The organism is Streptomyces sp. 4F14 (assembly GCF_048159485.1).
Classification (GTDB): domain Bacteria; phylum Actinomycetota; class Actinomycetes; order Streptomycetales; family Streptomycetaceae; genus Streptomyces.
The window spans coordinates 156,517-180,403 of the sequence record NZ_JBLRVY010000026.1; the positions used below are offsets into that span (position 1 = coordinate 156,517).

Annotated in this window: 18 protein-coding genes; 11 read left to right on the top strand and 7 right to left on the bottom strand. The window is 69.7% G+C overall.

The genetic code is table 11. The annotated features are described in order from the left end of the window. Window positions 1-49 precede the first annotated feature (49 nt). The 3 genes from ACLZOT_RS36130 to ACLZOT_RS36140 all read left to right on the top strand — a co-directional run bounded on the left by ACLZOT_RS36130 (window position 50) and on the right by ACLZOT_RS36140 (window position 5,471). Window positions 50-1,270, top strand: a complete 1,221-nt coding sequence (locus ACLZOT_RS36130) for an ROK family protein (protein ID WP_416973379.1) — start codon at window positions 50-52, stop codon at window positions 1,268-1,270. A gap of 342 nt (window positions 1,271-1,612) precedes the next feature. Further along, window positions 1,613-4,333, top strand: a complete 2,721-nt coding sequence (gene ppdK, locus ACLZOT_RS36135) for a pyruvate, phosphate dikinase (protein ID WP_416973380.1) — start codon at window positions 1,613-1,615, stop codon at window positions 4,331-4,333. A 223-nt stretch (window positions 4,334-4,556) separates the two neighbouring features. Beyond that, on the top strand, window positions 4,557-5,471 hold the full coding sequence (locus ACLZOT_RS36140) for an oxidoreductase (RefSeq protein ID WP_416973381.1): 915 nt from the start codon (window positions 4,557-4,559) through the stop codon (window positions 5,469-5,471). A 32-nt stretch (window positions 5,472-5,503) separates the two neighbouring features. On the opposite strand, the gene ACLZOT_RS36145 is transcribed toward ACLZOT_RS36140, so the two are convergent. Continuing rightward, entirely contained in the window at window positions 5,504-7,387 is a 1,884-nt protein-coding gene (locus ACLZOT_RS36145; protein ID WP_416973382.1) for a SulP family inorganic anion transporter, read from the bottom strand. Continuing rightward, complete coding sequence (locus ACLZOT_RS36150) at window positions 7,384-7,989, bottom strand: carbonic anhydrase (protein WP_416973383.1); 606 nt, start codon at window positions 7,987-7,989, stop codon at window positions 7,384-7,386. The genes ACLZOT_RS36145 and ACLZOT_RS36150 overlap by 4 nt, the downstream gene beginning before the upstream one ends. A 246-nt stretch (window positions 7,990-8,235) precedes the next feature. Here ACLZOT_RS36150 and ACLZOT_RS36155 point away from each other — a divergent pair, with 246 nt between their 5' ends. After that, window positions 8,236-9,075: a response regulator transcription factor gene (locus tag ACLZOT_RS36155; RefSeq protein ID WP_416973384.1), complete on the top strand. Its 840-nt coding sequence runs from the start codon at window positions 8,236-8,238 to the stop codon at window positions 9,073-9,075. Beyond that, a complete protein-coding gene (locus ACLZOT_RS36160) occupies window positions 9,072-10,538 on the top strand; it encodes a sensor histidine kinase (protein WP_416973385.1) in 1,467 nt (488 codons plus the stop codon). The genes ACLZOT_RS36155 and ACLZOT_RS36160 overlap by 4 nt, the downstream gene beginning before the upstream one ends. 5 nt (window positions 10,539-10,543) lie before the next feature. Here the strand turns inward: ACLZOT_RS36160 and nirD are convergent, their stop codons facing one another. Then, the gene (gene nirD / locus ACLZOT_RS36165) at window positions 10,544-10,894 is read right to left on the bottom strand and encodes a nitrite reductase small subunit NirD (protein WP_416973386.1); all 351 of its coding nucleotides are present in this window, start codon (window positions 10,892-10,894) and stop codon (window positions 10,544-10,546) included. After that, window positions 10,891-13,482: a nitrite reductase large subunit NirB gene (nirB, locus tag ACLZOT_RS36170; protein WP_416973387.1), complete on the bottom strand. Its 2,592-nt coding sequence runs from the start codon at window positions 13,480-13,482 to the stop codon at window positions 10,891-10,893. The genes nirD and nirB overlap by 4 nt, the downstream gene beginning before the upstream one ends. 213 nt (window positions 13,483-13,695) lie before the next feature. Between nirB and ACLZOT_RS36175 the strand changes: the two genes are divergently transcribed. Further along, on the top strand, window positions 13,696-14,478 hold the full coding sequence (locus ACLZOT_RS36175) for a sulfite exporter TauE/SafE family protein (RefSeq protein WP_416973388.1): 783 nt from the start codon (window positions 13,696-13,698) through the stop codon (window positions 14,476-14,478). A 10-nt stretch (window positions 14,479-14,488) separates the two neighbouring features. On the opposite strand, the gene ACLZOT_RS36180 is transcribed toward ACLZOT_RS36175, so the two are convergent. Further along, window positions 14,489-15,106, bottom strand: a complete 618-nt coding sequence (locus tag ACLZOT_RS36180; RefSeq protein WP_416973389.1) for a class F sortase — start codon at window positions 15,104-15,106, stop codon at window positions 14,489-14,491. A 121-nt stretch (window positions 15,107-15,227) separates the two neighbouring features. Continuing rightward, window positions 15,228-15,749, bottom strand: coding sequence for a hypothetical protein (locus ACLZOT_RS36185; protein ID WP_416973390.1), 522 nt, complete (start codon window positions 15,747-15,749; stop codon window positions 15,228-15,230). 324 nt (window positions 15,750-16,073) lie between these two features. Here ACLZOT_RS36185 and ACLZOT_RS36190 point away from each other — a divergent pair, with 324 nt between their 5' ends. Next, window positions 16,074-17,720 carry a M4 family metallopeptidase gene (locus ACLZOT_RS36190; protein ID WP_416973391.1) on the top strand — a complete coding sequence of 549 codons (1,647 nt, stop codon included), beginning with the start codon at window positions 16,074-16,076 and terminating at the stop codon, window positions 17,718-17,720. Window positions 17,721-17,782: 62 nt separating this feature from the next. On the opposite strand, the gene ACLZOT_RS36195 is transcribed toward ACLZOT_RS36190, so the two are convergent. Next, window positions 17,783-18,187, bottom strand: a complete 405-nt coding sequence (locus ACLZOT_RS36195) for an ATP-binding protein (protein WP_416973392.1) — start codon at window positions 18,185-18,187, stop codon at window positions 17,783-17,785. A 161-nt stretch (window positions 18,188-18,348) separates the two neighbouring features. Here ACLZOT_RS36195 and ACLZOT_RS36200 point away from each other — a divergent pair, with 161 nt between their 5' ends. From ACLZOT_RS36200 to ACLZOT_RS36215, 4 genes are all read left to right on the top strand, one after another. After that, window positions 18,349-19,236 (top strand): helix-turn-helix domain-containing protein, encoded by an 888-nt coding sequence (locus ACLZOT_RS36200; protein ID WP_416973393.1) that lies wholly within the window; start codon window positions 18,349-18,351, stop codon window positions 19,234-19,236. Between the two features lie 4 nt (window positions 19,237-19,240). Beyond that, window positions 19,241-19,420: a DUF397 domain-containing protein gene (locus tag ACLZOT_RS36205; RefSeq protein WP_416973394.1), complete on the top strand. Its 180-nt coding sequence runs from the start codon at window positions 19,241-19,243 to the stop codon at window positions 19,418-19,420. 420 nt (window positions 19,421-19,840) lie between these two features. Continuing rightward, window positions 19,841-23,431, top strand: a complete 3,591-nt coding sequence (locus ACLZOT_RS36210) for a LamG-like jellyroll fold domain-containing protein (RefSeq protein WP_416973395.1) — start codon at window positions 19,841-19,843, stop codon at window positions 23,429-23,431. Between the two features lie 122 nt (window positions 23,432-23,553). Next, the coding region (locus ACLZOT_RS36215; protein WP_416973396.1) for a hypothetical protein at window positions 23,554-23,887 on the top strand (334 nt) is incomplete at its 3' end.

Sequence of the window (23,887 nt, forward strand, 5' to 3'; positions counted from 1 at the left end):
CGCAAAACTCAATATGTAATGCAGGCTTGGGAAACACAAGGGGGTGCGCATGACCGGTCGGACGTCCGCACGGGGTCAGGTTCGTGGTCAGGCGAGCGCCGGAGAGCTGCTCGGGCTCGTACGCAGCGGGCGGGCGACGACGCGTGGCGCGCTCCAGCAGATGACGGGGCTCTCCCGGGCCACCGTCGGCCAGCGGCTCGACCGGCTGTTCCGGGCGGGGTGGCTGCGCGAGGGCGCCGGGGGGCCGGTCGACTCACCCCTGGGGGGTAGGCCGTCGATCACTCTTGAGTTCGACGACGCGCACGCCGTGGTCCTCACGGCCGACCTGGAGACCCGGCACGCCCGCGCGGCCGTCCTCACCCTCACGGGGGAGATCCTCGCCGAGCACTCCGGGACCCTGGTCATCGAGGAAGGACCGGAGCAGGTTCTCGGCGAACTCGCCGCCTGGTTCGCGGAGTTGCTGGAGAAGGCGGGCCACCGGCCGGACGAGGTGTGCGGCATCGGCCTCGCGGTCCCCGGCCCCGTCGACATGGAATCCGGCCGCGTCGTCCAGCCTCCGATCATGCCCGGGTGGGACGGGTACGACATAAGAGGCCGCCTCGCCCGCGCCTTCACCGACCGCACCGGCGCCCCGCCCCTCCCGGTCCTCGTCGACAACGACGCCAACCTCATGGCGTACGGCGAACAGCGCGCCGCGCATCCCGACTGCTCGGCGTTCGTGCTGGTCAAGGTGTCCACCGGGATCGGCGCCGGCGTCGTCGTCGGCGGCTCGATCTTCCGGGGGATCGACGGCGGCGCGGGCGACATCGGCCATATCCGGGTGGGCGCCGACGCACTGTGCCGCTGCGGGTCGTACGGCTGTCTCGCGGCCGTCGCGAGCGGTGGCGCCGTGGCCCGCAGACTCGCCGAGAGCGGGGTCCCGGCGGCCTCGGGAGCCGACGTACGGGACCTGCTGTCCTCGGGGCATCCGGAGGCGGCGGCGCTCGCGCGGGAGGCCGGGCGGCAGGTCGGCGACGTCCTCGCGACCGTCGTCACCCTCCTCAACCCGGGCGTCCTGATGATCGCCGGGGATCTCGCGGGCACGCCGTTCCTGACCGGGGTGCGGGAGCTGCTCTACCAGCGGGCCCTGCCGCGCTCCACCGCTCATCTGGAGGTCGTGACCTCGCGGCTGGGGGAGCGGGCCGGGCTGATCGGGGCGGGGGCGCTGGTCGTGGAGCACCTGTATGCGCCGGAGCGGGTGGAGGAGCGGCTGATGGCTCTCGGGTATTAGACGGGTACCTCTCGGGAGTGATTCTCGCCACCTTTGATAGGTGGGATGCTCACATGAGCGGATCAAGGGTAGTTGCACTTCCTCAAGGGGTGGCACTCAGTGTCACCCCTTGATCGTTCATCGATCAAAATCAGACGTGTGGAATCTCGCTCATATGAGCGCTAGAGTGGAGTGGGAATGGGGGGTTGCCTTCAAGAAGTGAACGCATGGGCTGCTTTCGATCCCGTGGTTCACGGCGGGTTACAGGCATGTGACGCGCTCCTGGACCTCCCGAGAAGCCTTTGATCTGGGTATGTTCCTCGTCGTCAGGGCAGCCGCCGCGTCCTTGAGGAGTCGAGAACTGTGTCGGAGAACAAAACCTCGCAGGCCCCGAAGTTCGTTTATGACTTCACCGAAGGAAACAAGGACCTCAAGGACCTCCTCGGTGGCAAGGGCGCCAATCTCGCCGAGATGACCAACCTGGGGCTCCCCGTACCCCCCGGGTTCACCATCACGACCGATGCGTGCAAGGTCTACCTGGAGAGCGGCGCGGAACCCGCGGCACTGCGTGACGAGGTGAGTGCGCACCTCGACGCGCTGGAGACCCGGATGGGCAAGAAGCTCGGCCAGGCCGACAACCCCCTTCTGGTGTCGGTCCGTTCGGGCGCCAAGTTCTCCATGCCGGGGATGATGGACACCGTCCTCAACATCGGCCTATCCGACAAGTCGGTGCAGGGCCTCGCCGCCCAGGCCGGGGACGACCGGTTCGCCTGGGACTCGTACCGCCGCCTCATCCAGATGTTCGGCAGGACGGTCCTCGACGTCGACGGCGACCTCTTCGAAGAGGCGCTGGAGAAGGCCAAGCACACCAAGAAGGTCACGGTCGACACCGAACTGGAGGCCGCCGACCTCAAGAAGCTGGTCACCACCTTCAAGAAGATCGTGAAGAAGGAGACCGGCCGGGACTTCCCCCAGGACCCGCGCGAACAGATGGACCTCGCCATCAAGGCGGTCTTCGAGTCCTGGAACACCGACCGCGCCAAGCTCTACCGCCGCCAGGAGCGCATCCCCGGCGACCTCGGCACCGCCGTCAACGTCTGCTCCATGGTCTTCGGCAACCTCGGCCCCGACTCGGGCACCGGCGTCGCCTTCACCCGCGACCCCGCCTCCGGGCACCAGGGGGTCTACGGGGACTACCTCCAGAACGCGCAGGGCGAGGACGTCGTCGCCGGTATCCGTAACACCGTCCCTCTCGCGGAGCTGGAGACGATCGACAAGGCGTCCTACGACCGCCTCATGGCGATCATGGAGACGCTGGAGAACCACTACAAGGACCTCTGCGACATCGAGTTCACCATCGAGCGCGGCCAGTTGTGGATGCTCCAGACCCGGGTCGGCAAGCGGACGGCGGGTGCCGCGTTCCGCATCGCGACCCAGCTCGTCGACCAGGGCCTCATCGACGAGACCGAGGCCCTCCAGCGCGTCACCGGCGCCCAGCTGGCGCAGCTGATGTTCCCCCGCTTCGACGAGCACGCCAAGGCCGACCAGGTCGGCCGGGGCATCGCCGCCTCGCCGGGCGCCGCCGTCGGCAAGGCCGTCTTCGACTCGTACACGGCCGTCAAGTGGTCGCGTTCGGGCGAGAAGGTCATCCTCGTCCGGCGCGAGACCAACCCCGACGACCTCGACGGCATGATCGCCGCCGAGGGCATCCTCACCAGCCGGGGCGGCAAGACCTCGCACGCGGCCGTCGTCGCGCGCGGCATGGGCAAGACCTGTGTCTGCGGCGCCGAGGAGCTGGAGGTCGACACCAAACGGCGCCGGATGACCGTACCGGGCGGGCATGTCGTGGAGGAGGGCGACATCGTCTCCATCGACGGGTCCACCGGCAAGGTCTACCTCGGGGAGGTGCCCGTCGTGCCGTCGCCGGTCGTCGAGTACTTCGAGGGGCGCATGCACGCGGGCGCCGACGACGCCGACGAACTCGTCGAGGCCGTCCACCGCATCATGGCGTTCGCCGACCGCAAGCGCCGGCTGCGGGTGCGCGCCAACGCCGACAACGCCGAAGACGCCCTGCGCGCACGGCGGTTCGGCGCCCAGGGCATCGGCCTGTGCCGCACCGAGCACATGTTCCTCGGCGACCGCCGCGAGCTGGTCGAGCGGCTCATCCTCGCCGACACCGACGCCGAGCGCGAGGAGTCGCTGAAGGAGCTGCTCCCGCTCCAGAAGCAGGACTTCGTGGAGTTGTTCGAGGCGATGGACGGACTCCCCGTCACCGTCCGGCTGTTGGACCCGCCGCTGCACGAATTCCTGCCCGACATCACCGAGTTGTCGGTGCGCGTCGCGCTCGCCGAGTCCCGCAAGGACCCGCACGAGAACGAACTGCGCCTCCTCCAGGCCGTCCACCGCCTGCACGAGCAGAACCCCATGCTCGGGCTGCGCGGCGTACGTCTCGGGCTCGTCATCCCCGGCCTGTTCACCATGCAGGTCCGCGCAATTGCCGAGGCTGCGGCCGGCCGCAAGGCCGCCAAGGGCGACCCGCGCGCCGAGATCATGATCCCGCTCGTCGGCACCGTCCAGGAGCTGGAGATCGTCCGCGAGGAGGCCGACCAGGTCATCGCCGAGGTCGAGGCCGCCACCGGCACCGACCTCAAGCTGTCCATCGGCACGATGATCGAACTGCCCCGCGCCGCCCTGACGGCCGATCAGATCGCCGAGGCCGCCGAGTTCTTCAGCTTCGGCACCAACGATCTCACCCAGACCGTCTGGGGGTTCAGCCGCGACGACGTCGAAGCCTCCTTCTTCACCGCCTACTTGGAGAAGGGCATCTTCGGGGTCTCCCCCTTCGAGACCATCGACCGCGACGGCGTCGGCTCGCTGGTGAAGGCCGCCGCCGAGGCGGGCCGGCGTACCCGCCCCGACCTCAAGCTCGGCGTCTGCGGCGAGCACGGCGGCGACCCCGAGTCCGTCCACTTCTTCCACGAGGTCGGCCTCGACTACGTCTCCTGCTCCCCGTTCCGCATCCCCGTCGCCCGCCTCGAAGCCGGCCGCGCCGCGACCCAGTCGGAGGGCAGCGACCACCGCTGACCGGCTCCCGGCCCCGGAGTCGCCGTCGGTCCCCGACCCTCACCGATCGGCGGCGGCTCCGGTACACAGGAGAGGGCGGCGCCCTGTGCGGGGGCGCCGCTCTCCGTGCTTGTGCGACCTTCCGCACGCGGTTTCCACCATGTCCGTGCTGCGTACATACGCCACCCCGACAGTGACCCTCCTAGTGTGGGGAGATCACCACTTGAGGAGGGAGCGGCGGGCCATGGGCGGCTGGAGTGCGGGGGAGATTCCGGATCAGGGGGGCCGTGTGGCGGTGGTCACCGGGGCCAACAGCGGCCTCGGGTACATCGCCGCGCGGGAACTGGCGCGCAGAGGGGCCTGCGTCGTGCTGGCCTGCCGGAGCGAGACACGGGGGAAAGCGGCCGCCGAACGGCTCCGGGGCGAGGTGAACGACGCGAACGCCGAGGTCAGGACCCTCGACCTCGGCGACCTGCGCTCCGTACACCGCTTCGCGGACCGCTTTCCGTACGACCGTCTCGACCTGCTCGTCAACAACGCGGGCGTGATGGCCGTCCCGTACGGCACCACCGTGGACGGCTTCGAGACCCAGTTCGGCGTCAACCACCTCGGGCACTTCGCGCTCACCGGGCTCCTGCTGCCCCGGCTCCTCGAAGCGGGCCCCGGCGCCCGTGTCGTGACCGTCTCCAGCATGATGCACGCCATGGCGAACGTGGACCTCCGCGACCCCAACGGCCTGCGCAGCTACCACCGTTGGACCGCGTACGCCCGCTCCAAGACCGCCAACCTGCTCTTCACCCACGGCCTCGCCCGGCGCCTCGCCGACGCCGGGTCCGAGGTCGTGGCCGCCGCCGCGCACCCCGGGTACGCCTCGACCGGGCTCGCGGCGGGGGTCGGCGGGCGCGGCAGCCGGCTCCTCATGGAACTCGGCGACCGCTCCTTCGCCCAGTCCGCCGAGACGGGCGCGCTCCCCATCCTGTACGCGGCCACCGCCGACGCCGTCCGCCCCGACTCCTTCACGGGCCCGTCCTTCGCGATGTGGCGGGGGGCACCGGCACCGTCCTGGCGGGCACCCCGCACCAGGGACGAGCGGCTCGCTCAGTGGCTGTGGGAGGTGTCGGAGCGGATGACGGGGGTGAGGTACGAGGGGCTGGGGTGAGGGGTAGGGGGGGGACGGGCTGCGGGGCGGGGTCATCGGTTGGCGTAATACCCGTACGACCCGTAATACCCGTACGACTCCTGGGGTGAGCCGTCGTGGTACCCGTACCCTTGCTCGGCGTACCCCTCAGGTACCGGTGTCGTGTCGAGGTAGAACCACTCGGCCGTGGGCGACGGGGTGGACGGCATCGGCGTGGGGGCGGGCCGGTTCCTGCCCGGCAGCGGGGTCTCCATGACCGGCTGCTCCGGCGTCTGCGCCGGCTCGCGCCGCTCGTTCGGCATCAGCAGTTCCACCCGCAGCCCCTTGCCCCGCTGCTGGGCCACGAACTCCTCGACCTGGCTGCGGCACGCGTGGTCGAGGTGCGTCACCCCCGTCAGGTCGAGCCGGATCCGCGGCTTGCCCGACTCCGCCGCCCCCTCCAGCGCCTCGATCACCTCGGGCAGCCGCAGGAACGTCGCGTTGCCGGCCATGACGACCTTCGCGGTGTCCTCCTCCTCGTGCCGCCGGATGACGGTCCGCGACATCCGCACCGCGAGCAGCACGATCCCGGCGGCGAGGCCGACAACCACCCCTTCCAGCAGGGCGGTTGCGACGATGACCAGTGTGGTGACGGTCATGACCGCGAACTCGCCCCGGTCCTGCCGCCACATCTTCGGGAACTCCTCCGGCGCGAACAGCTTCCACCCGCTGTGCACGAGGACGCCCGCGAGGACGGAGATCGGGATCAGCGCGAGCACCTGCGGCAGCAGCAGCGCGAACGCGAGGAGCCAGGCCCCGTGCAGGGTCCTCGACAGCCGCGTCTTCGCCCCGGCCTGCACGTTCGCCGAACTCCGGGCCACGACAGCGGTGATGGGCAGCGCGCCCAGCAGACCGGCGACCGTGTTCCCCGCGCCCTGTGCGATCAACTCGGGGTTGTAGCGGGTGCGTTCACCGTCGTGCATGCGGTCCACCGCGGCGGCCGTGAACAGCGACTCGGCGGACGCGATGACCGTGAACGTCAGGATCGCCGTGATGATCCCGGCGTCCGCGAGCCCCGCGAACTGCTCGGGACCGGGGACGCTGACCGACGCCAGCAGGTTGCCGACCTGGAGCGTCCTCACCTCCACGCCGGGCAGCGCCGCGACCCCGATCCCGATCCCCACGGCGACCAGCGCCGCAGGCACCTTCTTCACCGGCCCCGGCAGCTTCTTCCACAGGAAGCTGAGGACGACGGTGACGACCCCGAGCCCGGCCGCGATCAGCGCCTGCGGGTTCGCGAACGTGTCCGCGAGCAGCCCCGGGATCCCGGCCATGTTCTCGATCGGCGTGCCCGGCGCCTTCGCGTCCATCATCGGGTACGCCTGGCTGAACATCAGCGGCAGCCCGATCCCGGCGAGCATCCCCTGTACGACGGCCAGTGAGATGGCCTGGAAGAACCGGCCCAACCGGACCAGTCCCAGGATGATTTGGAGCAAGCCGGAGAACAGGACGATGACGCCGAGCATGGCGACTCCGTGCTCCAGCACGGTTTCCGCGACCAGTGCCGCCAACCCGGCGGCGGGGCCGCTGACTTGGAGCGTCGAACCCCGGGCGACCCCGACGACCAGACCCCCGATGACACCGGAGATGATCCCCAGCTCGGCCGGTACGCCCGAGGCCACGGCCACGCCGATGCACAGAGGGAGCGCGACGAGGAAGACGACGAGGGAGGCGGTGATCTCCGTGCCGAGGTCGGCCCTGGGTGTTTTCGGTTTCCGGCCGGCCGGGGAAGAGGCCGGGGGCGTGGCCGAGGGAGGGGCTGGTGGCGGGGGCGGGGGAGCGCCGTAGGGAGAGGCCGGGGGAGCGCCGTAGGGAGTGCCCGAGTATGTCGCTCCGACTCCCGTGTCCTGCCGCCGGCTTCGCCCCCGACCGACCTTCGCCGCGTGCGTCCCGCTCATGCCGCGTGCACCCGGAACGACCCGTCGGTGTCCAGCTCGTGCACCTGGCCGGTGTGGACCTCGTAGTACCAGCCGTGCAGCCGCAGCCGCCCCTCTTCGACCCGCCGCCGTGCGATCGGGTAACTCCCCAGCTCTGCAAGCTGGTTGACGACGTTCAGCTGAGTGACGTCCGGCAGTGACGGCTCCTGCGGCACGGACTCCAGCGCCGGCGCGAGCCCCGGCCGGGCGAGGCTCAGCCAGGCCGCGACGCCGGGCAGCGTCGACAGGTCGTCCCCGGAGGTGATCGCGCCCATCGCCCCGCAGTGCGAGTGGCCGCACACGACGACGTCCTGAACGCCGAGCACCTCCAACGCGTACTCGATGGTGGCGGCCTCACCGGAGGGGCCCCGGCCGTCGTGCGGTGGAACGATATTTCCCGCGTTGCGCAGCTCGAATATCTCGCCGGGCCGCGCGCCGGTGATGAGCGCCGGTATCACCCGCGAGTCCGAACAGGTGATGAACAAAACCTCCGGACTTTGCCCTTCGGCCAGTTTCCGATATTCGCCGCTTTCGAAGTCGACCCACCGCTTGAACGACCGCGCGCGGTCCAGCAAAGCCTGCACGATTCCTCCCGATGAACGCGTACTGCGGAGAAGATCCGCAGGTCAGAGGTGTGTGCTTCAGAACGTTAGGGGAGTGTGGGTCAGCGGAAGGTTAGCGGAACACTAAATCGCCGACAGCGGTCGGACATTTCTTGACGTGCTGGAATGAGCCACTGAGTCGATCCTCACAATTCCGGGGAACCAGGCGACGATTTCGCGCGCCTCTTGTACCGTGTCGAATCCAACGAATGGAAGAGACGGAAACGCATGGGTGGCGTACGAGTCCTGCTCATCGAGGACGATCACACGATCGCCGAACCGCTCGTCGAGGGTCTCGGCCACTTCGGACTGACGGTGCAGCACGTCAGCACCGGCGCCGAGGGGCTGCGGGGCCCCTACGGCGACGTCGTCCTCCTCGACCTCGGTCTGCCGGACATCGACGGCATCGACGTCTGCCGGGGCATCCGCGGAGTCTCCGAGGTCCCGATCATCATCCTCAGCGCGCGCGGCGAAGAGGCCGACCGCGTCCTGGGGCTGGAACTGGGGGCCGACGACTACCTCGCGAAGCCGTTCAGCATGCGGGAGTTGGTGGCACGGGTCAGAGCGGTGACGCGCAGGTCCCAACGGGTCAGCGGAGGAGGGGAGTTCGTGACCTCGGACGCCTACCCCACGTACGCGGCCCAGCCCGTCGTGCCGGCCAACGTGTACCCCTCGACCCCCGACCCCGTGTACTCCCAGGCCGTGCCGCCTTCCCAACCCCCGGCAGCCACCGGCCCGTTGGTCGTCGACCGGCGGACCCGGCAGGTCTGGGTCGGCGAGGAGCCCGTCGTCCTCACCCCCAAGGAGTTCGACCTCCTCGCCCTGCTCACCGAGGATCCGGGCGCGGTGTACTCGCGTCAGCAGATCCTGGACCGCGTCTGGGACCCCCACTACCAGGGCCCGACCAAGACCCTGGACGTCCATGTCGCCACCCTGCGCCGGAAGCTGGGGAACCCGGCGTGGATCCAGACGCTGCGCGGCGTCGGCTTCCGGCTGGCCGTGCAGACCCAGCCGCAGGCCCCGGACCCGGCCCCCACCCCGGCCTACGACTGGACGGCGGCGCGGTGACCCGCCGCCTCCTGCTCAGCTATCTGACGCTCGCCGCCCTGGTCCTGCTCTGCCTCGAAATCCCCCTGGGGTACGTGTACTCGGGCGCCGAGCGCGAGCGGGTCGTCAACCTCGCGAAGGACGAGGCCGAGTCGGTCTCCGCGTACGCCTCGCTGTCCCTCCTGATGGGCAGCGGCGCCCAGGACCTGCCCGCCCGCGCGGCGCACTGCGCGCAGCGGATCGGCGGCAAGGTGCTGATAGTCGACGCGAACGGGGCCCTCCTCGCCTCCTCCCACCCCCTCACCGCCGAGGAGGCACGCAACCTCGCCGCCTGGCCGGGCATCGCGGCCGCCCTCCAGGGCGCGGCGACGGCCGACGTACGGACCTCCACCATCGGCGGCGTCCAGTACCTCGCCGCGTCCGCCCCGGTCCGGCACGGCACCGAGTCCCAGGGCGCGGTCCGGATCACCGTGCCGACCGAGATGGTGCACGAACGCGTGCACCACGTATGGCTGTTGCTCCTCGCGGGCGGGGTCGCGGTGCTCGCGGCCGTCGCCGTCGTCGGGTTCGCCATCGCGAGCTGGACGGGCCGGCCCATCCGTGAACTGGAGCGCGCCACCCGCGAGTTGGCGACCGGAGGCGCCGCCGCCCCGGTCGCGATCGACGACGGTCCGCCCGAAGTCCGCAGCCTGGCCGCCACGTTCAACCACACCGCCGCCCGGCTGGAACACCTCCTCTCCTCCCAGCGGGCCTTCGCGGGCGAGGCGTCCCACCAGCTGAAGACCCCGTTGGCCGCGCTGCGCCTGCGACTTGAGAACCTGGAGACCCACATCGCGCTCCAGGCGCGCGGCAGCCTCGGCGCGGCGATGACGGAGACCGACCGGCTCGCGCGCATGGTCGAGGGACTGCTCGCGATGGCCCGGCTCGACGAGAAGGCCGCCGAACGCGAACGCGTCGACCTCGACGCCGTACGCGCCGAACGGCACCACGCCTGGCGGCCGTTGTACGAACGGCACGGGGTCCGGCTGGCGCTCGCGGGGGCCCCGGCCGGGGAGGTGATCGCGGTGCCCGGCGCCGTCGAGCAGATCCTCGACAACTTCCTCTCCAACGCGCTGCGCGTCTCGCCCGCCGGCACCACCGTCTTCATCGACGTCCGCCGCATCGCGCAGCACGAACGCCGGTTCACCGCCCGGCAGTTCGGCCAGCCGTTCGTGGAGGTGCACGTCATGGACGAGGGCCCCGGCATGACCGAGGAGCAGCGCCGCCGCGCCTTCGACCGCTTCTGGCGGGCCCCCGACGCCCCCAAGGGCGGCACCGGCCTCGGCCTCGCCCTCGTCCAGCGCCTGGCCCACGCGAGCGGCGGCGAGGCCCTGCTGCGGACGGCTCCCCTGGGCGGCCTGGACGCCTTCGTCCGGCTGCCTGCCGCCTCAACGGCCAAGCACCGCCCGGCGCGTGAACTCCAGACGGTGCGTGGACAGGGCTAGATCCGTCAGCCGAGCCGTACCTCGTAGGTGGCGATGCGCACGTCGCCGTCGTCCAGGCACTCCCCGCTCGCCAGGTCGAAACGCTGCTTCAGCAGCGGGGAGGCGACGAACGGGCGGCCCTGGTGGGTGCCGGTGAGGCCGCGGGAGAGAACTCCCGCCCCGCTGAAGGGATCCCGGTTGTCGATGGCGTACAACTCGCCGTTCCTGTCCCGGAACACGGCCACCTGGCGGCCGTCCGGGAGGAGAGCGGCGACGCCCCGGCCCGGCAGCAGCGCGGAGAGGTCACAGACCGTCAGCCAGGCTTCGTCCAGGCCGACCTGGACCTTCAGATCGGTCGTCTCGGGAGCCAGGGTCATCGCTGGACACTTCCTTCCATGGGACGCATGCCGATCGACAGCAGGGGCAGGTCGGGCTTGATCTGTTCGCGCTCCGGGACGAACCCGACGACCGGGTCGGGGGTGTCGGGCGCGTTCACGAACGACACGAACCGGGCCAGTTTCTCCGGGTTGTTGATGGTCTCCGCCCACTCGTCGCGGTAGTTCGCGACGTGCGCCGCCATCAGCGACTCCAGCTCCTCGCAGATGCCGAGGGAGTCCTCCACCACCACGTCCCGGACGTGGTCGAGGCCGCCGGGGATCCGCTCCAGCCAGGTCGAGGTGCGCTCCAGGCGGTCGGCGGTGCGGATGTAGAACATCAGGAACCGGTCGATGAGCCTGATGAGCCCGGCGTCGTCCAGGTCCTGGGCGAGGAGGTCCGCGTGGCGCGGGGTGGCGCCGCCGTTGCCGCCGACGTACAGGTTCCAGCCGTTCGACGTCGCGATGATCCCGAAGTCCTTCGACTGGGCCTCCGCGCACTCGCGGGCGCAGCCCGACACCGCCGACTTGAGCTTGTGCGGCGACCTGAGGCCCCGGTAGCGCAGTTCCAGGTCGATCGCCATCCGCACCGAGTCCTGGACGCCGTAGCGGCACCAGGTCTGCCCGACGCAGGACTTCACGGTCCGCAGTGCCTTGCCGTACGCGTGCCCCGACTCGAAACCGGCGTCCACCAACCGGGCCCAGATCAGCGGGAGTTGTTCGACGCGGGCGCCGAAGAGGTCGATGCGCTGGCCGCCGGTGATCTTCGTGTAGAGGCCGAAGTCGCGGGCCACCTCGCCGATCACGATGAGCTTCTCCGGGGTGATCTCGCCGCCGGGGACGCGCGGGACGATCGAATAGGAGCCGTTCTTCTGGATGTTGGCGAGGAAGTGGTCGTTGGAGTCCTGGAGGGACGCCTGTTCGCCGTCGAGGATGTACACGCTCGCGCCGATCACCGGGGCGAGGGAGGCGATGATCGAGCCGACGGCCGGCTTGCAGACCTCGCAGCCGTCACCGCCCTGGGCGCCGTCGCGGCCGTAGCGGTCCAGGAGTTCGCGGTAGGTGTTGATGCGCAGCGCGAGGACGATCTCGTACAGCTCCTCGCGGGTCTGCCCGAAGCAGCCGCACAGGCCCTTGTCGACCTCGACGCCGCTGGCCTCCAGCTCGGCGGTGACGAGCTGGCCCAGCACCTTCACGCAACTGCCGCAGCTGGTACCGGCCTTGGTGCACTTCTTCACCTCGGGCACGGTCGTGCAGGAGTGCTCGGTGACCGCGCCGCGGATCGCGCCCTTGGTGACGTTGTTGCAGGAGCAGATGACCGCCTCGTCCGGCAGCGCGGACGGGCCGAGCTGCGCGCCGCCGCTCGAACCGGCGGGCAGCACAAGGGACTCGGGGGCGACCGGTGGCACCGAACCGGTGAACGCGCGCAGTGTGCCGTACGCCTCCGCGTCGCCGACCAGGATGCCGCCGAGCAGCGTGCCGTCCCGGGCGATCACCAGCTTCTTGTACAGGCCGGAGCGGGCGTCGGAGTAGACGACCTCCAGGCAGTCCTCGGCCGTGCCGTGCGCGTCGCCGAAGGAGGCGACGTCCACGCCGAGGAGCTTCAGCTTCGTCGACAAGTCAGCGCCCAGGAAGGCGGATTCGTCCTGCGCGATGGTCGCGGCGACCGTCTCCGCCTGCTCGTAGCCCGGCGCGACCAGGCCGTACACGCGGCCGTCCGCCGCGAGCGCGCACTCGCCGATCGCGAAGACAGCCGGGTCGGTCACCGTACGGCACTGCTCGTCGACCGTGATGCCGCCGCGCTCGCCGACCGACAGGCCGCAGTCGCGGGCGAGTTGGTCGCGCGGGCGGACACCGGCGCTGAACACCACCAGATCGGTGGCGACTTCGGACCCGTCGGACAGCTTCATGCCGGTGACGGCGCCGTCCGCGTCGACCACGATCTCCTGCGTACCCGTCCCGGTGTGCACGGACAGGCCCATGTCCTCGATGGTCCGCAGCAGCGCCGCGCCACCGCCCTCGTCGACCTGCACCGGCATCAGCCGGGGCGCGAACTCCACGATGTGCGTGGTGAGTCCGAGTCCCTGGAGCGCGCCAGCGGCCTCCAGGCCGAGCAGTCCGCCGCCGACGACCGCGCCGACCGTCGCCCGCGCCTTCGCGTACTCCTCGATCGCGAGCAGGTCGTCGATCGTGCGGTACACGAAGCAGCCGGCCGCCTCCTTGCCGGGCACGGGCGGCACGAACGGGTAGGAGCCGGTGGCGAGGACGAGGATGTCGTACTCGACGCGCAGACCGGAACGGGAGGTCACGGTCCGCGTCTCGCGGTCGACCGTCTCCGCCGGGTCGCCGACGTGCAGCTCGATCTTGTGCTCGGCGATGAACTCCAGGTCCGTCATCGACAGCTCCTCGGGGGTAGTACCCGAGAAGTACGAGGTGAGCTGGACGCGGTCGTACGCCGGACGCGGCTCCTCGCACAGCACGACCACGCGGTGCGTGGCGGTCAGGCCGCGCGCGGCGAGCGCTTCGAGGAAGCGCTGACCGACCATGCCATGGCCGACAAGCACGATCGTGGGGGTGTTGTCCGTGGGCATCAGCAGCCTCCGTCATTCGAGGTCATGCCGATGAGACTGCGGCGCGGACGTTACCCGACCGCATCACGTCTGTTTCCCACGAGGAACGCTGCCCTCAGCAAGGGTCGGGACGGGGTGTGAGGTCGTACGCCGGAGCGGGCGCGGCGGCTGTGAACCTCAGGAGCCCCTCATATCGATGGACTCTGCACCTACCTCCTCCGTAGGCTCCCGGTCATGCCCGACATACCCCTGACCACCCTGTTTCTGCTCTGCCTGGCCGCGCTCGCGGCGGGCTGGATCGACGCGGTGGTGGGCGGGGGCGGCCTCCTCCTGCTCCCGGCGCTCCTCCTCGGCCTCCCGGCGGGCACCCCGGCGGCCCACGCGCTCGGCACCAACAAGGCGATCGCGATCGTCGGCACCTCGGGCGCGGCGGTCACCTACGTACGCAAGACGAAAGTCGACGTCGGCCTCGCCGTCCGCATCGGCGTCGCCGCCCTCCTCGGCTCCTCCGGGGGCGCCTTCCTCGCGGCGGGCATGAGCACCGACGTCCTCAAACCGGTCATCATGGTCGTCCTGCTCACGGTCGCGGCCTTCGTCATCGCCCGCCCCGCCTTCGGTACGGCGCCGGCGACCGGCCCGGCGGGCCCGCGCCGCGTCCTCGCGGCCATCGCGCTGGCCGGCGTGGGCATCGGTTTCTACGACGGACTCATCGGCCCCGGCACCGGCACGTTCCTCGTCCTCACCCTCACCGCGATCCTCCACCTCGACCTGGTGACCGCCTCCGCGACCGCCAAGATCGTCAACTGCTGCACGAACTTCGGCGCCCTGGTCACGTTCGCCTGGCAGGGCGCGGTGATCTGGCAACTCGCCGCCCTGCTCGCCGTGTTCAACCTCATCGGGGGGACGGTGGGGGCGCGGACCGCGCTGAAGAAGGGCAGCGGGTTCGTACGGGTCGTGCTGCTGACGGTGGTGTTCGCGCTGGTGACGAACATGGCGTACGAGCAGTGGCTCTCCTGAGCCACGGGTATCACCGCGCCCCCGTGAGGTGCGCGAACACCACCACGTTCCCCTGGTACCCCGTAGCTCTCGAGTAGGGGCCGCCGCAGGTGATCACCCGGAGTTCGGGGCGGTCGGCGGCGCCGTACACCTTCTCGTCGGGGAAGGCGTCCGCCTGGTACACCTCGACGGCGTCGACCGAGAAGACGGCCACCGTGCCGTCGCGGCGCTGGACCTCGATGGGTGAGCCCTTGCGCAGGGCGCCCAGGGAGTAGAAGACGGCGGGGCCGTCGGCGTTGTCGACGTGGCCCGCGACCACGGCGGTGCCCCGCTCGCCGGGGGTGGTGCCGGCCTCGTACCAGCCCGCGAGGTTCTTCTTCGCGGCGGGCGGCACGTCGAGGCTCCCGTGCGGGGTGAGGCGCAGGCCCATCAGGGGGGCGTCCACCCGGATCGACGGGATGCGGATGCGGTCCGGGGGCGACGGCGGCAGCGCGGGCGCCGACCGGGGGTCGACCGCGGCGGTGCGTGCCTGCGCGGCGGACGGCTGGGGCGGCGCGTGCTCCTCGGCGCCATTGTGCACGAGCCAGGCGCCCGAGCAGAGCGCGGTCACGGTGACGGCCGCTATCGCGGTGTTGCCGACCTTGCGCACGAGTACTACCCCTCTCCCTCTCCAGTACTAGTCCCCGTACCCCCCTCCGGGCCGCGAGGGGCGTCGGACCCGGAGGGGGAGGGGTATGCGGTACCGCGGGACGGACAGCGGAGGGTGTCCGTCAGATCCCGTCGCCTCTCGCCCGGCGATGCAGGAGCCAGGTACCGCCCGCGGCGGCGACGGCGAGTGCCGCCACGCCGGCCGCGGTCTGTACGGGGTCGGGGCCCAGTGCGCCGCCGACCCCCGTCTTCACACTCCCCCTCGGGTACGTCGGCTGCCGGGCGGCGGCCAGCGTCACCACCAGGTCCCCGGTGACCTTCTTCCCGCCCTCCGCGCACACGGCGACGATCTCGTACGTCCCCGGCTGCGCGCTCGGCGGCACCCCGAACTGGCCGATGGCGTCGCCCTCGTGGGTCGACGGCGCGAGCGTGAACCGGCCGGCGCCGACCGCGCTCGCGTCCCCGGCCGCGCTCCCGCCGTCGCCGCACACGTCGGTGTTGACGGTGACCTGTCCACCCGGCACGACGGTCGAGGGGTACACCTCAAGGCTTACGCCGTCCCCGCCGTACGCGGGCGCCACGGCGCCGCCCACCGCGGCCACGGCGAACGCGGTGCCGGTCAGCAGCCGGACGGTACGTCGCATCGGTGCTCCTCCGAGCCTCGGTCGTGCCTGTGCCCTTCCGAGGTAAGAGGCAGCGGGGCGGGCCCGCTTCCTGAGGGGGCGTCAGGAATGGGATGAACGGGTGGCGGGGAGGCGGGTTCACGGCTGCCGTTTCAGCAGGTCACAGGCGGTTTGAAGAGAGGGTGGGGAAAACCTTTCCGGGGAGGTGTGAACGGGTGACCGACGGGGTGTCAGGCAGGGGCGCATCGGTCCGCTCGGGGTGCGCTATGGACATGACAAGGCGTGGCGCCTATAAATCGCAGTCGACGTCAGCGCCATCCCCACTACGCGCCCCCGAGGAGACCGATGCGCCCCTTACGGCAGCACGTCCGAGGTTCCCGTCTCGCCGCGGCCGGCATAGCCGCCACCACGGCGACACTCATGGCCGCGGTGCTCAGCCCCGTGGCCGACGCGGCGGACAGACCCACCCGCGCGCAGGCGATCGACAACGCGGCGAGCGCCGTCGCCGACCGCGCCGCGAGTCTCGGCATCAACTCCGCGCAGGGCACGAGCGTTCGCGACGTGGTCATCGACAAGGACGGTGCGCAGCACGTCCGTTACGACCGCACCTACCGGCAACTCCCGGTGCTGGGCGGCGACTTCGTGGTCCACCTCGCGCCCGACGGCGCGTACCGGAACGCGGACCGCGCGACCCGGAGCACCATCGGTCTGGCCACCATCACCCCGGCCGTGCCCGCGCCCGAGGCCGCCGACAAGGCGGTGAACGCGCTGCGCGCGGCCCACCTCGGTGCCGGGGTCCGGCAGGCCAAGGCCAAGCCGCAACTCGTCGTCGACGCCCTGCACGGGACGCCGAAGCTCGCCTGGCAGACCAACGCGGTGGGGCTGGACCGGCAGGGCAATCCGGTCGCCCGGACCGTCATCACCGACGCGCGCACCGGGGCGCAGATCGACGCCTGGGACCTGATCGAGACCGTCAGCGGTGACGGGCAGTCCCTCTACGGGGGTACGGTCCCGCTGGAGACGACCCTCTCCGGTACGACATACCAGCTCAAGGACCCGACCCGGGGCAACACGTACACCGGCGACGCGGAGAACAAGACCGACCTCTGCATCTTCGGCATCTGCATCGTCCGCGCGCCCGCGACGCTCTTCACCGACGCCGACAACCACTGGGGTACGGGGACCACCGCGTCCCGCGCGACCGCCGCCGTCGACGCCCAGTACGGCACCGACGTCACCTGGGACTACTACAAGAACGTCCACGGCCGTAACGGCATCGGCAACGACGGCGTCGGCTCCTACAACCGCGTCCACTACGGCAACGGCTACAACAACGCCTTCTGGGACGACAGTTGTTTCTGCATGACCTACGGCGACGGCAACGGCACCCAGCTCGGCCCCCTCGTCTCCCTCGACGTCGCGGGCCACGAGATGTCCCACGGTGTGACCTCCAAGACGGCGAACCTCACGTACTCCGGCGAGTCCGGCGGGCTCAACGAGGCGACGTCCGACATCTTCGGCACGCTGGTCGAATTCCACGCCGCCAACTCCAGTGACCAGGGCGACTACCTGATCGGCGAGAAGATCGTCCGCTCCGGCTTCGGCCGGGACGCCCTGCGCTACATGGACCGTCCCAGCCGTGACGCCAACTCCGCGGACTACTGGAGCAGTTCGGTCGGCGGCCTCGACGTCCACTACTCCTCCGGCGTCGCGAACCACTTCGCGTACCTGTTGGCCGAGGGCAGCGGCACGAAGACCATCAACGGGGTGACCTACAACTCGCCCACGTACAACGGCTCCACCCTCACCGGCATCGGGCGGGCCAAGCTCGGCGCGATCTGGTACCGGGCGCTGACGGTCTACATGACGTCGTCCACGAACTACGCGGGGGCGCGGACGGCGACGCTCAACGCCGCGCGTGACCTCTACGGCAACGGCAGCGTGGAGTACAACGCGGTGGCGGCGGCGTGGAGCGGGGTGAACGTCAACTAGCGGTTCCGCGCTGAAACGGCCGTCCTGGCAAAGAAGTTGCTCAGGGCGGCCGTCCCTTTCGCTCACGCCGTGTCCAGCTCGCACCACACCGTCTTGCCGACGATCAGCTCGCTGACTCCCCACCGGTCAGCGGTCTCCTCGACGATCAGCAGGCCCCGGCCGAAGTTCTCGTCGGGGCCGGCGGTGCGCGGCGTCGGCAGCAACTCGCCTCGTGCGTCGGTGACTTCGATGCGGAGGGCCTTGTCCGTGAGGAACAGCTCGACGCGGAAGAGACGGCCGCGGAGGGTGCCGTGGAAGACGGCGTTGGCACCGAGCTCGGAGACGAGGAGGGCGGCTCGGTCGGCGAGTTCGGGGTGACCCCAGAGGCGGACGAGGCGCCGGGTGCGGTGGCGGGCGAGGGTGACGTTCTTGGGGTACGGGGTGTATTCGGCGGTGTCGTGGTGCAGGGGTTCGGTGGGTGCGGTCATGTGGACCTCCACACTTGGCGTGCGTGACTGGTACACCACGCAAGGTAGTTGGTCGCGTCCTGCCGCTTCAAGTACATCCCGGTTGAATTCAACCGTTCGTGTTTGCCAGAGGCGTTCGCGCCCGCCAGACTGACGGCGCACGTACGCTAAGGAGCAGGCAAGTGACTGAGGGTCAGGCTCGGCAGGGCAACAGCACAACCAGCGTCCTGGGACGCCGACTTGGCGGCGAACTCCTCAAACTCCGCACCGCGGCGGGCCTGACGCAGGGCGACGCCGGCCGAGTGCTCACGTCGTCCGGCGCCAAGGTGGCCAAGATGGAGGGCGGTTGGGTTCCGATCAGGGACCCGGACATCAGGGCGTTGTGCGAGCTGTACGGCGTGCGGGACATCGGAGTCGTCGGCGGTTTGCTGGAGTTGGCGAGGGTCGACCGGGAGCGCCGTAAGGCGAAGGGCTGGTGGGACGACTACTCGATGTCCGGTGTCGTGCAGGAGTACGTCGCACTGGAGAACGCAGCCACCGCCATCAAGGCGTGGGAGCCCGGCTACCTTCCGGGGCTGCTCCAAACCCCGGAATACGTACGGGCGATGAGGCGGACGCCGATGTCCGTGCTGACCGAGGAGTCGCAGCCCGACGACGAGTTCGTCGAGTCGCGGCTCGCTCGCCAGCGGCGTCTCCACGAAGAACCGCTCCTGGTGTTGCAGGCCGTGATCTATGAAGCCGCGCTCCGTAACATCCCCGGCGGGGAGGCGACGGCCAAGGCTCAGTTCGAGGAGCTGCTACGGGCCGCTGAACTGCCGAACGTCACCTTGCGGGTCTTTCCGTTCAGCAGCGGAACCCACCAAGGGTTGAACGGCCCTTTCAGCATCATGTCGTTCGGCGAACCGGGTGCCATGGACGTCGTCTACATGGACTCCCTCTTCGTCAGGCGTTGGGTGGAGGGCGGTGAAGATGCGGCCGCTTACGATGTTTTGTTCGAGAAGATCGCCGTACACTCCTTTGATGAGCGAGAGTCGGTGGTACTGCTCGACAAGCTACGTAAGGAACTGTGAGTCAGTGTTCGAGTACCACAAGTCCAGCTACAGCCATGAGGACGGGGCCTGCGTCGAGGTGGCCACGAACATCCCCGCCCTCATCGCCGTACGCGACTCGAAATCCCCCACCGGCCCCAACCTCCGCCTCATCCGCCCCACTTGGGCGGCTTTCGAAGCAGCCCTCCGCGAAGGCACCCTCTGACGGTGTGACTTTGGCCACTCGATCTCGCCCGCCTAAGGGTGTGCGGTGTCCGTTCGGCACCTGTAGTTCCATCTCCGTCGCGTTGCCTGGACGCTCCGTTTTCGAACACGTGTTTCAGCAGGTCGGAGCTGGTTCACGTTCCCTGTGGCGCACTTACGGTCACCACGTCACGCATGACGTCCGAGTGAACTCGCCCTGTCACCATGGTGACGGTCGAGCCGCGAGTGATCGTTGCGCACTGTGAAAATTCCTTGACCCTTGGTGAGTATGAGGTTTGAATGCTCTTAAATTTTTGCGGATCTTGTTGACTCCGGGGGGAGTGCAATGCCGTTCGGGTGGGGATTCAGAGGCACGGCAGGACGACTGAGACGCAGGCGACGCGGGGGAGCGGTCGCCACGGCAGCCGCGTTCGCGGTGACGATGACGGTGCTGGCGGTACCCGCACAGCAAGCCGTCGCGGAGCCGGAACCCGCACCTGCTCCGGCGACGGAAGGCCATCGGGCGCTGGCGGAGGCTCGCGAGTCCGGTCAGCGTGTCGAGGTCACCGGCGAGCGCACCGAGCAGACGACGGTCTTCGCGAACCCGGACGGATTCACGTTCACGCTGGAGCAGTCGATCGTCCCGGTGCGGGTGGCCAAGCCGGGCGGCGGCTGGCAGGCACCCGACGCGACCCTGGTGCAGGGGTCCGGCGGCACGGTCTCGCCCAAGGCCGCCGCCATACAGATCTCCCTCTCGGCGGGCGGCGACAAGACACCGCTGGCCCGGATCGAGGACCAGGGCAGATCGCTGGAACTCCAGTGGCCGGGCACGCTTCCGGCGCCGAGGCTGGACGGCTCCAGCGCCCTGTACGCCGAGGTGTTGCCGGGTGTCGATCTGAAGGTGACCGCGACCCCCGAGAGTTTCCAGCCGGTGTTCGTCGTCAAGACCCCTGAGGCGGCGGCGAACGAGGAGCTGAAGAAGCTCACCTTCGGGCTCAAGGCCGAAGGACTGGACGTCCACGAAGGCTCCGCCGAGAACCTGATAGCCGTGGACGGCAACGGCCAGACCGTGTTCAAGGCACCGCCTGCCCGGATGTGGGACTCGGCGGGAGTACCGGCCGAACCTGAGACGCAGTTGGCGAGGACGGCGCTCGCCGCTACCGAACTCTCCGACCCCGCAGAGAAGACCCCTTCCGGCAAGGGGCTGGAACCTGGTCAGGGTGACGCGGTGGCCCGGATGGACGTGGAGGTCTCCAAAGACTCCCTCTCGGTCATTCCCGACGCCGGCATGCTGACCAGGACCGACCGGTCGGAGTTCCCCGTCTTCATCGACCCGGTCGTCTCCTGGGGTGAGTCGGAGCGAACGCTCCTGCGCAGTGACGGCTACGAGTCGTACGGGTGGGGCAACGGTGACGACGACGAGGGTAAGGGCGCGGGCAAGTGCGGTACCTGGAACGGCTATTACTGCGGTCCGGGGTACGTGCAGAAGCTGTACTTCGAGTTCTCGCCGGCCAGTCTGAAGGGCAAGAACGTCCTGCACGCCGCGTTCCGGGTCACCGAGCCGTGGGCGTTCCAGTGCTCTCCGCGCGTGGTGGACCTCGTCCGCACTGACAACATCTCGGCGACCACGACCTGGGCGACGCGTCCCAAGGAACTGGACTGGATGGTGGACAGGAACGTCTCGGCCGGCCGCGGCTCTTTGTGTAACCCGGACATCCCGGCCAAGACGATCGACTTCGAGGACGATCCCAGCCAGACGTGGGAGAACCTGACCCCTACGGTCAAGAGCTTCGCGGCGGGCAAGTTCTCCCGGCTCACCCTGGAACTGCGGGCGCACGACGAGTCGGACACCTCTGCGTGGAAGCGGTTCAGGGACGACGCGACGCTCGTGGTGAAGTTCGTCGCCGTACCTTCCCGGCCCACCGAGGTCGGCGTTGTCTCCGGCTCCGGCTATGTGTGCTCCACGGACTCGGCCGCTCCCAGCATTGTGTCCGATCCGACTCCTTTGGTGCAGGGGCGGCCTCGTACGGCGACGGGGGGTGAGGCGGGGGCGAAGCTCCGTATCCGCTGGACCGTCTTCAAGACCTTGCCTCCGTTGCCGATCGAGTTCGAGCGTGTCGTGGGACCGACTTCCGGTTATGTCGGCAACCTGGTCAGACAGTCCCGCTCGCTGCCCACGCTGAAGGACGGCGCGACGTACCGGCTGAACGCCAAGACGGAGTCGTACTACGAGGACGGAAGCAACGAGCAGACCTCGGACGACTCGCTGAACTGTTTCTTCAAGGTCGACTCCACCGCGCCCAAGGCTCCCCAGGTGACCTTCGGCAGCCCGTACACGGCATGCCTCACCAACGACTGCGCGGCGCACGGCGGGCCCGGTGTCGTCGGCAACTTCACCTTCAAGCCGGGAGGCACGGAGACCAATGTCGTCGCGTACCGCTACCGGCTGTCCGAGAAGGACGCGTGGTCCCCGGACCAGCCGACGTCGGTGAAGATCACACCCCGCAAGGCCGGCAAGCAGACCCTGTACGTCCAGGCCAAGGACAACGTCGGAACCGGCCGCTACGGCGCCACCACCGTCGTCGAGTTCATGGTCGCCGACGGCGAGAAGCCGGTGGGCCAGTGGCACTTCGCCGAGGCCGACGGAGTGGCCGTGGACTCCGCCACCTGGGACGACGCGGACAACGCCACGCTTGCGGGTAGTTCGGTACGGGACGACAGGGGACGTCGCGGAATCCTGACCCGGGACACGGCCGGCAATCCGCTCGCCCAGCCGGTCACGGACAAGGGCCTGCACCTCAACGGCACGACCGGATACGCGGCCACACCAGGAACGGTGCTGGACACCTCCGCCTCGTACACAGTCTCCGTCTGGGCCCGTGTCGAACCCGGCGCCTCGCGCACTTTGACGGCGCTCACCCAGGAGCCGGCGACGGGGAACCCGTTCAGCCAGAAGTTCATCCCGTTCGGTCTGTCCTACGCGGGAGACGGTGCGAACACCTGGAGCATGGCCGTTCTCGACAGCGGCAGTGCCATCCGTAAGGCGTCCGCTCAGAAGGCCACCCCGCGCGGCGTGTGGACCCATGTCGTCGGAGTGCACGACGTCACGACCAAGAAGATCAGCCTCTATGTGAATGGTGTGCACCAGAGCACCGTCGACGCCGGAACCGCATGGAAGGCGACCGGGCCGCTCCAGATCGGCAGGGGCGTCTGGGCCGACTCCTTCACCGACTACTTCAACGGCAGCCTCGACGAACTCACCGTCTGGCAGCGGGCGTTGAGCCAGCCCGAGATCCAGGACGAGGCACGGCTGCTGACCTCCGCGACGTTCGCGGGAGTCGAACTCGCCGCTGACTGGTCCGCGGAGCGGGGCAGCGGTACGGCCGTCGCGGACACGGCCTCCGGCTATGGCAGGTCGCTGGCTCTGGCCGACGGCGCGTCGCTGGACCGCGACGCGATCGTTCTCGACGGCGCCGGTGGCGCCGCTACGACCGCCGGTCCGGTCATCGACGAGACAGGGTCGTTCACGGCAACGGTGCTGGCCTCGTTGGACAGCGCCAAACTGCTGACGAAGGACGTCGGTTACAAGGGCCAGATACTCGGACAGCGGACCTCGGACGGTTCGGCGTGGGGCTTCTGGTACGAGCTGAAGTCGAAGGACACCGTCCTGGACCCGGACACCGGTAAGGAGAAGACCGTACCTGTCGGCATCTGGCACTTCGGCCGGCTGAGCGCCGACGGGACGACGTTCACCTCGGTGCAGTCGACGGAGGCCGCGGCGGTGGATGATCCGGTCCGGATGACCGGTGTCTACGACGCCCAGGACGGCACGGTCAGTCTCTACCTCGGTGCCGTCCGCGACGGCGAGGCTCAGGAGTTCACGGCTCAGGTGGGCTCCGGTGACTTCGCGGTGGGCAAGGGGTACACGGGCGGCAAGTGGCAGCACTTCGTGCCCGGCCGGATCGCCGAAGTCCGGCTGTGGGCCGGGGCGATGGCCGGATCCGACCAGGTCGAGGAGACCGTGGGCGACTGACGGAGGCGAGGGAAACGGCTACCTGACGTGGCCGTTTCCCCCTCCGAGTACAACGCCGCGGTCCGACCGAGCTTCGCGGCCTTCTCGACTTTCTCGATGAGAAACGGGTGGGGACAACAACCATGCGCTATGGCATAGACACCTCAAGAAAACGGGGCAGACGTCGTACCGGCAGCCTGCTGGGGCAGTCGCTGGCACTGGCACTCGTCCTGCCCCTGGGCGTGGCGCAGGTCGCCCAGGCCGCAGACCCGAGCGGCCTCGGCCGTCCTGACGTTTCCAAGACCAAGCAGGGGAAGTTCGAGAAGTCCGACGGTCCGGGTGCGCAGGAGGCTCGCCGGAAGGTCGCCGAGGACAGGAAGGTCAACGCGGCTCAGGCGGAGCGCGCCCGCGCGGAGCGGAAGGTCACCTGGCCCGGGAAGGGCGAGGCGACCCTCGCGCTCACCCGGGGCAAGGAGA

Bases quoted from the DNA above. Each gene is read 5' to 3' on its own strand.
- ACLZOT_RS36130 (WP_416973379.1), top strand. From the start codon at position 50: ATGACCGGTCGGACGTCCGCACGGGGTCAGGTTCGTGGTCAGGCGAGC.
- ACLZOT_RS36140 (WP_416973381.1), top strand. From the start codon at position 4,557: ATGGGCGGCTGGAGTGCGGGGGAGATTCCGGATCAGGGGGGCCGTGTG.
- ACLZOT_RS36145 (WP_416973382.1), bottom strand. From the start codon at position 7,387: ATGAGCGGGACGCACGCGGCGAAGGTCGGTCGGGGGCGAAGCCGGCGG.
- ACLZOT_RS36155 (WP_416973384.1), top strand. From the start codon at position 8,236: ATGGGTGGCGTACGAGTCCTGCTCATCGAGGACGATCACACGATCGCC.
- nirD (WP_416973386.1), bottom strand. From the start codon at position 10,894: ATGACCCTGGCTCCCGAGACGACCGATCTGAAGGTCCAGGTCGGCCTG.
- nirB (WP_416973387.1), bottom strand. From the start codon at position 13,482: ATGCCCACGGACAACACCCCCACGATCGTGCTTGTCGGCCATGGCATG.
- ACLZOT_RS36175 (WP_416973388.1), top strand. From the start codon at position 13,696: ATGCCCGACATACCCCTGACCACCCTGTTTCTGCTCTGCCTGGCCGCG.
- ACLZOT_RS36185 (WP_416973390.1), bottom strand. From the start codon at position 15,749: ATGCGACGTACCGTCCGGCTGCTGACCGGCACCGCGTTCGCCGTGGCC.
- ACLZOT_RS36190 (WP_416973391.1), top strand. From the start codon at position 16,074: ATGCGCCCCTTACGGCAGCACGTCCGAGGTTCCCGTCTCGCCGCGGCC.
- ACLZOT_RS36195 (WP_416973392.1), bottom strand. From the start codon at position 18,187: ATGACCGCACCCACCGAACCCCTGCACCACGACACCGCCGAATACACC.
- ACLZOT_RS36210 (WP_416973395.1), top strand. From the start codon at position 19,841: ATGACGGTGCTGGCGGTACCCGCACAGCAAGCCGTCGCGGAGCCGGAA.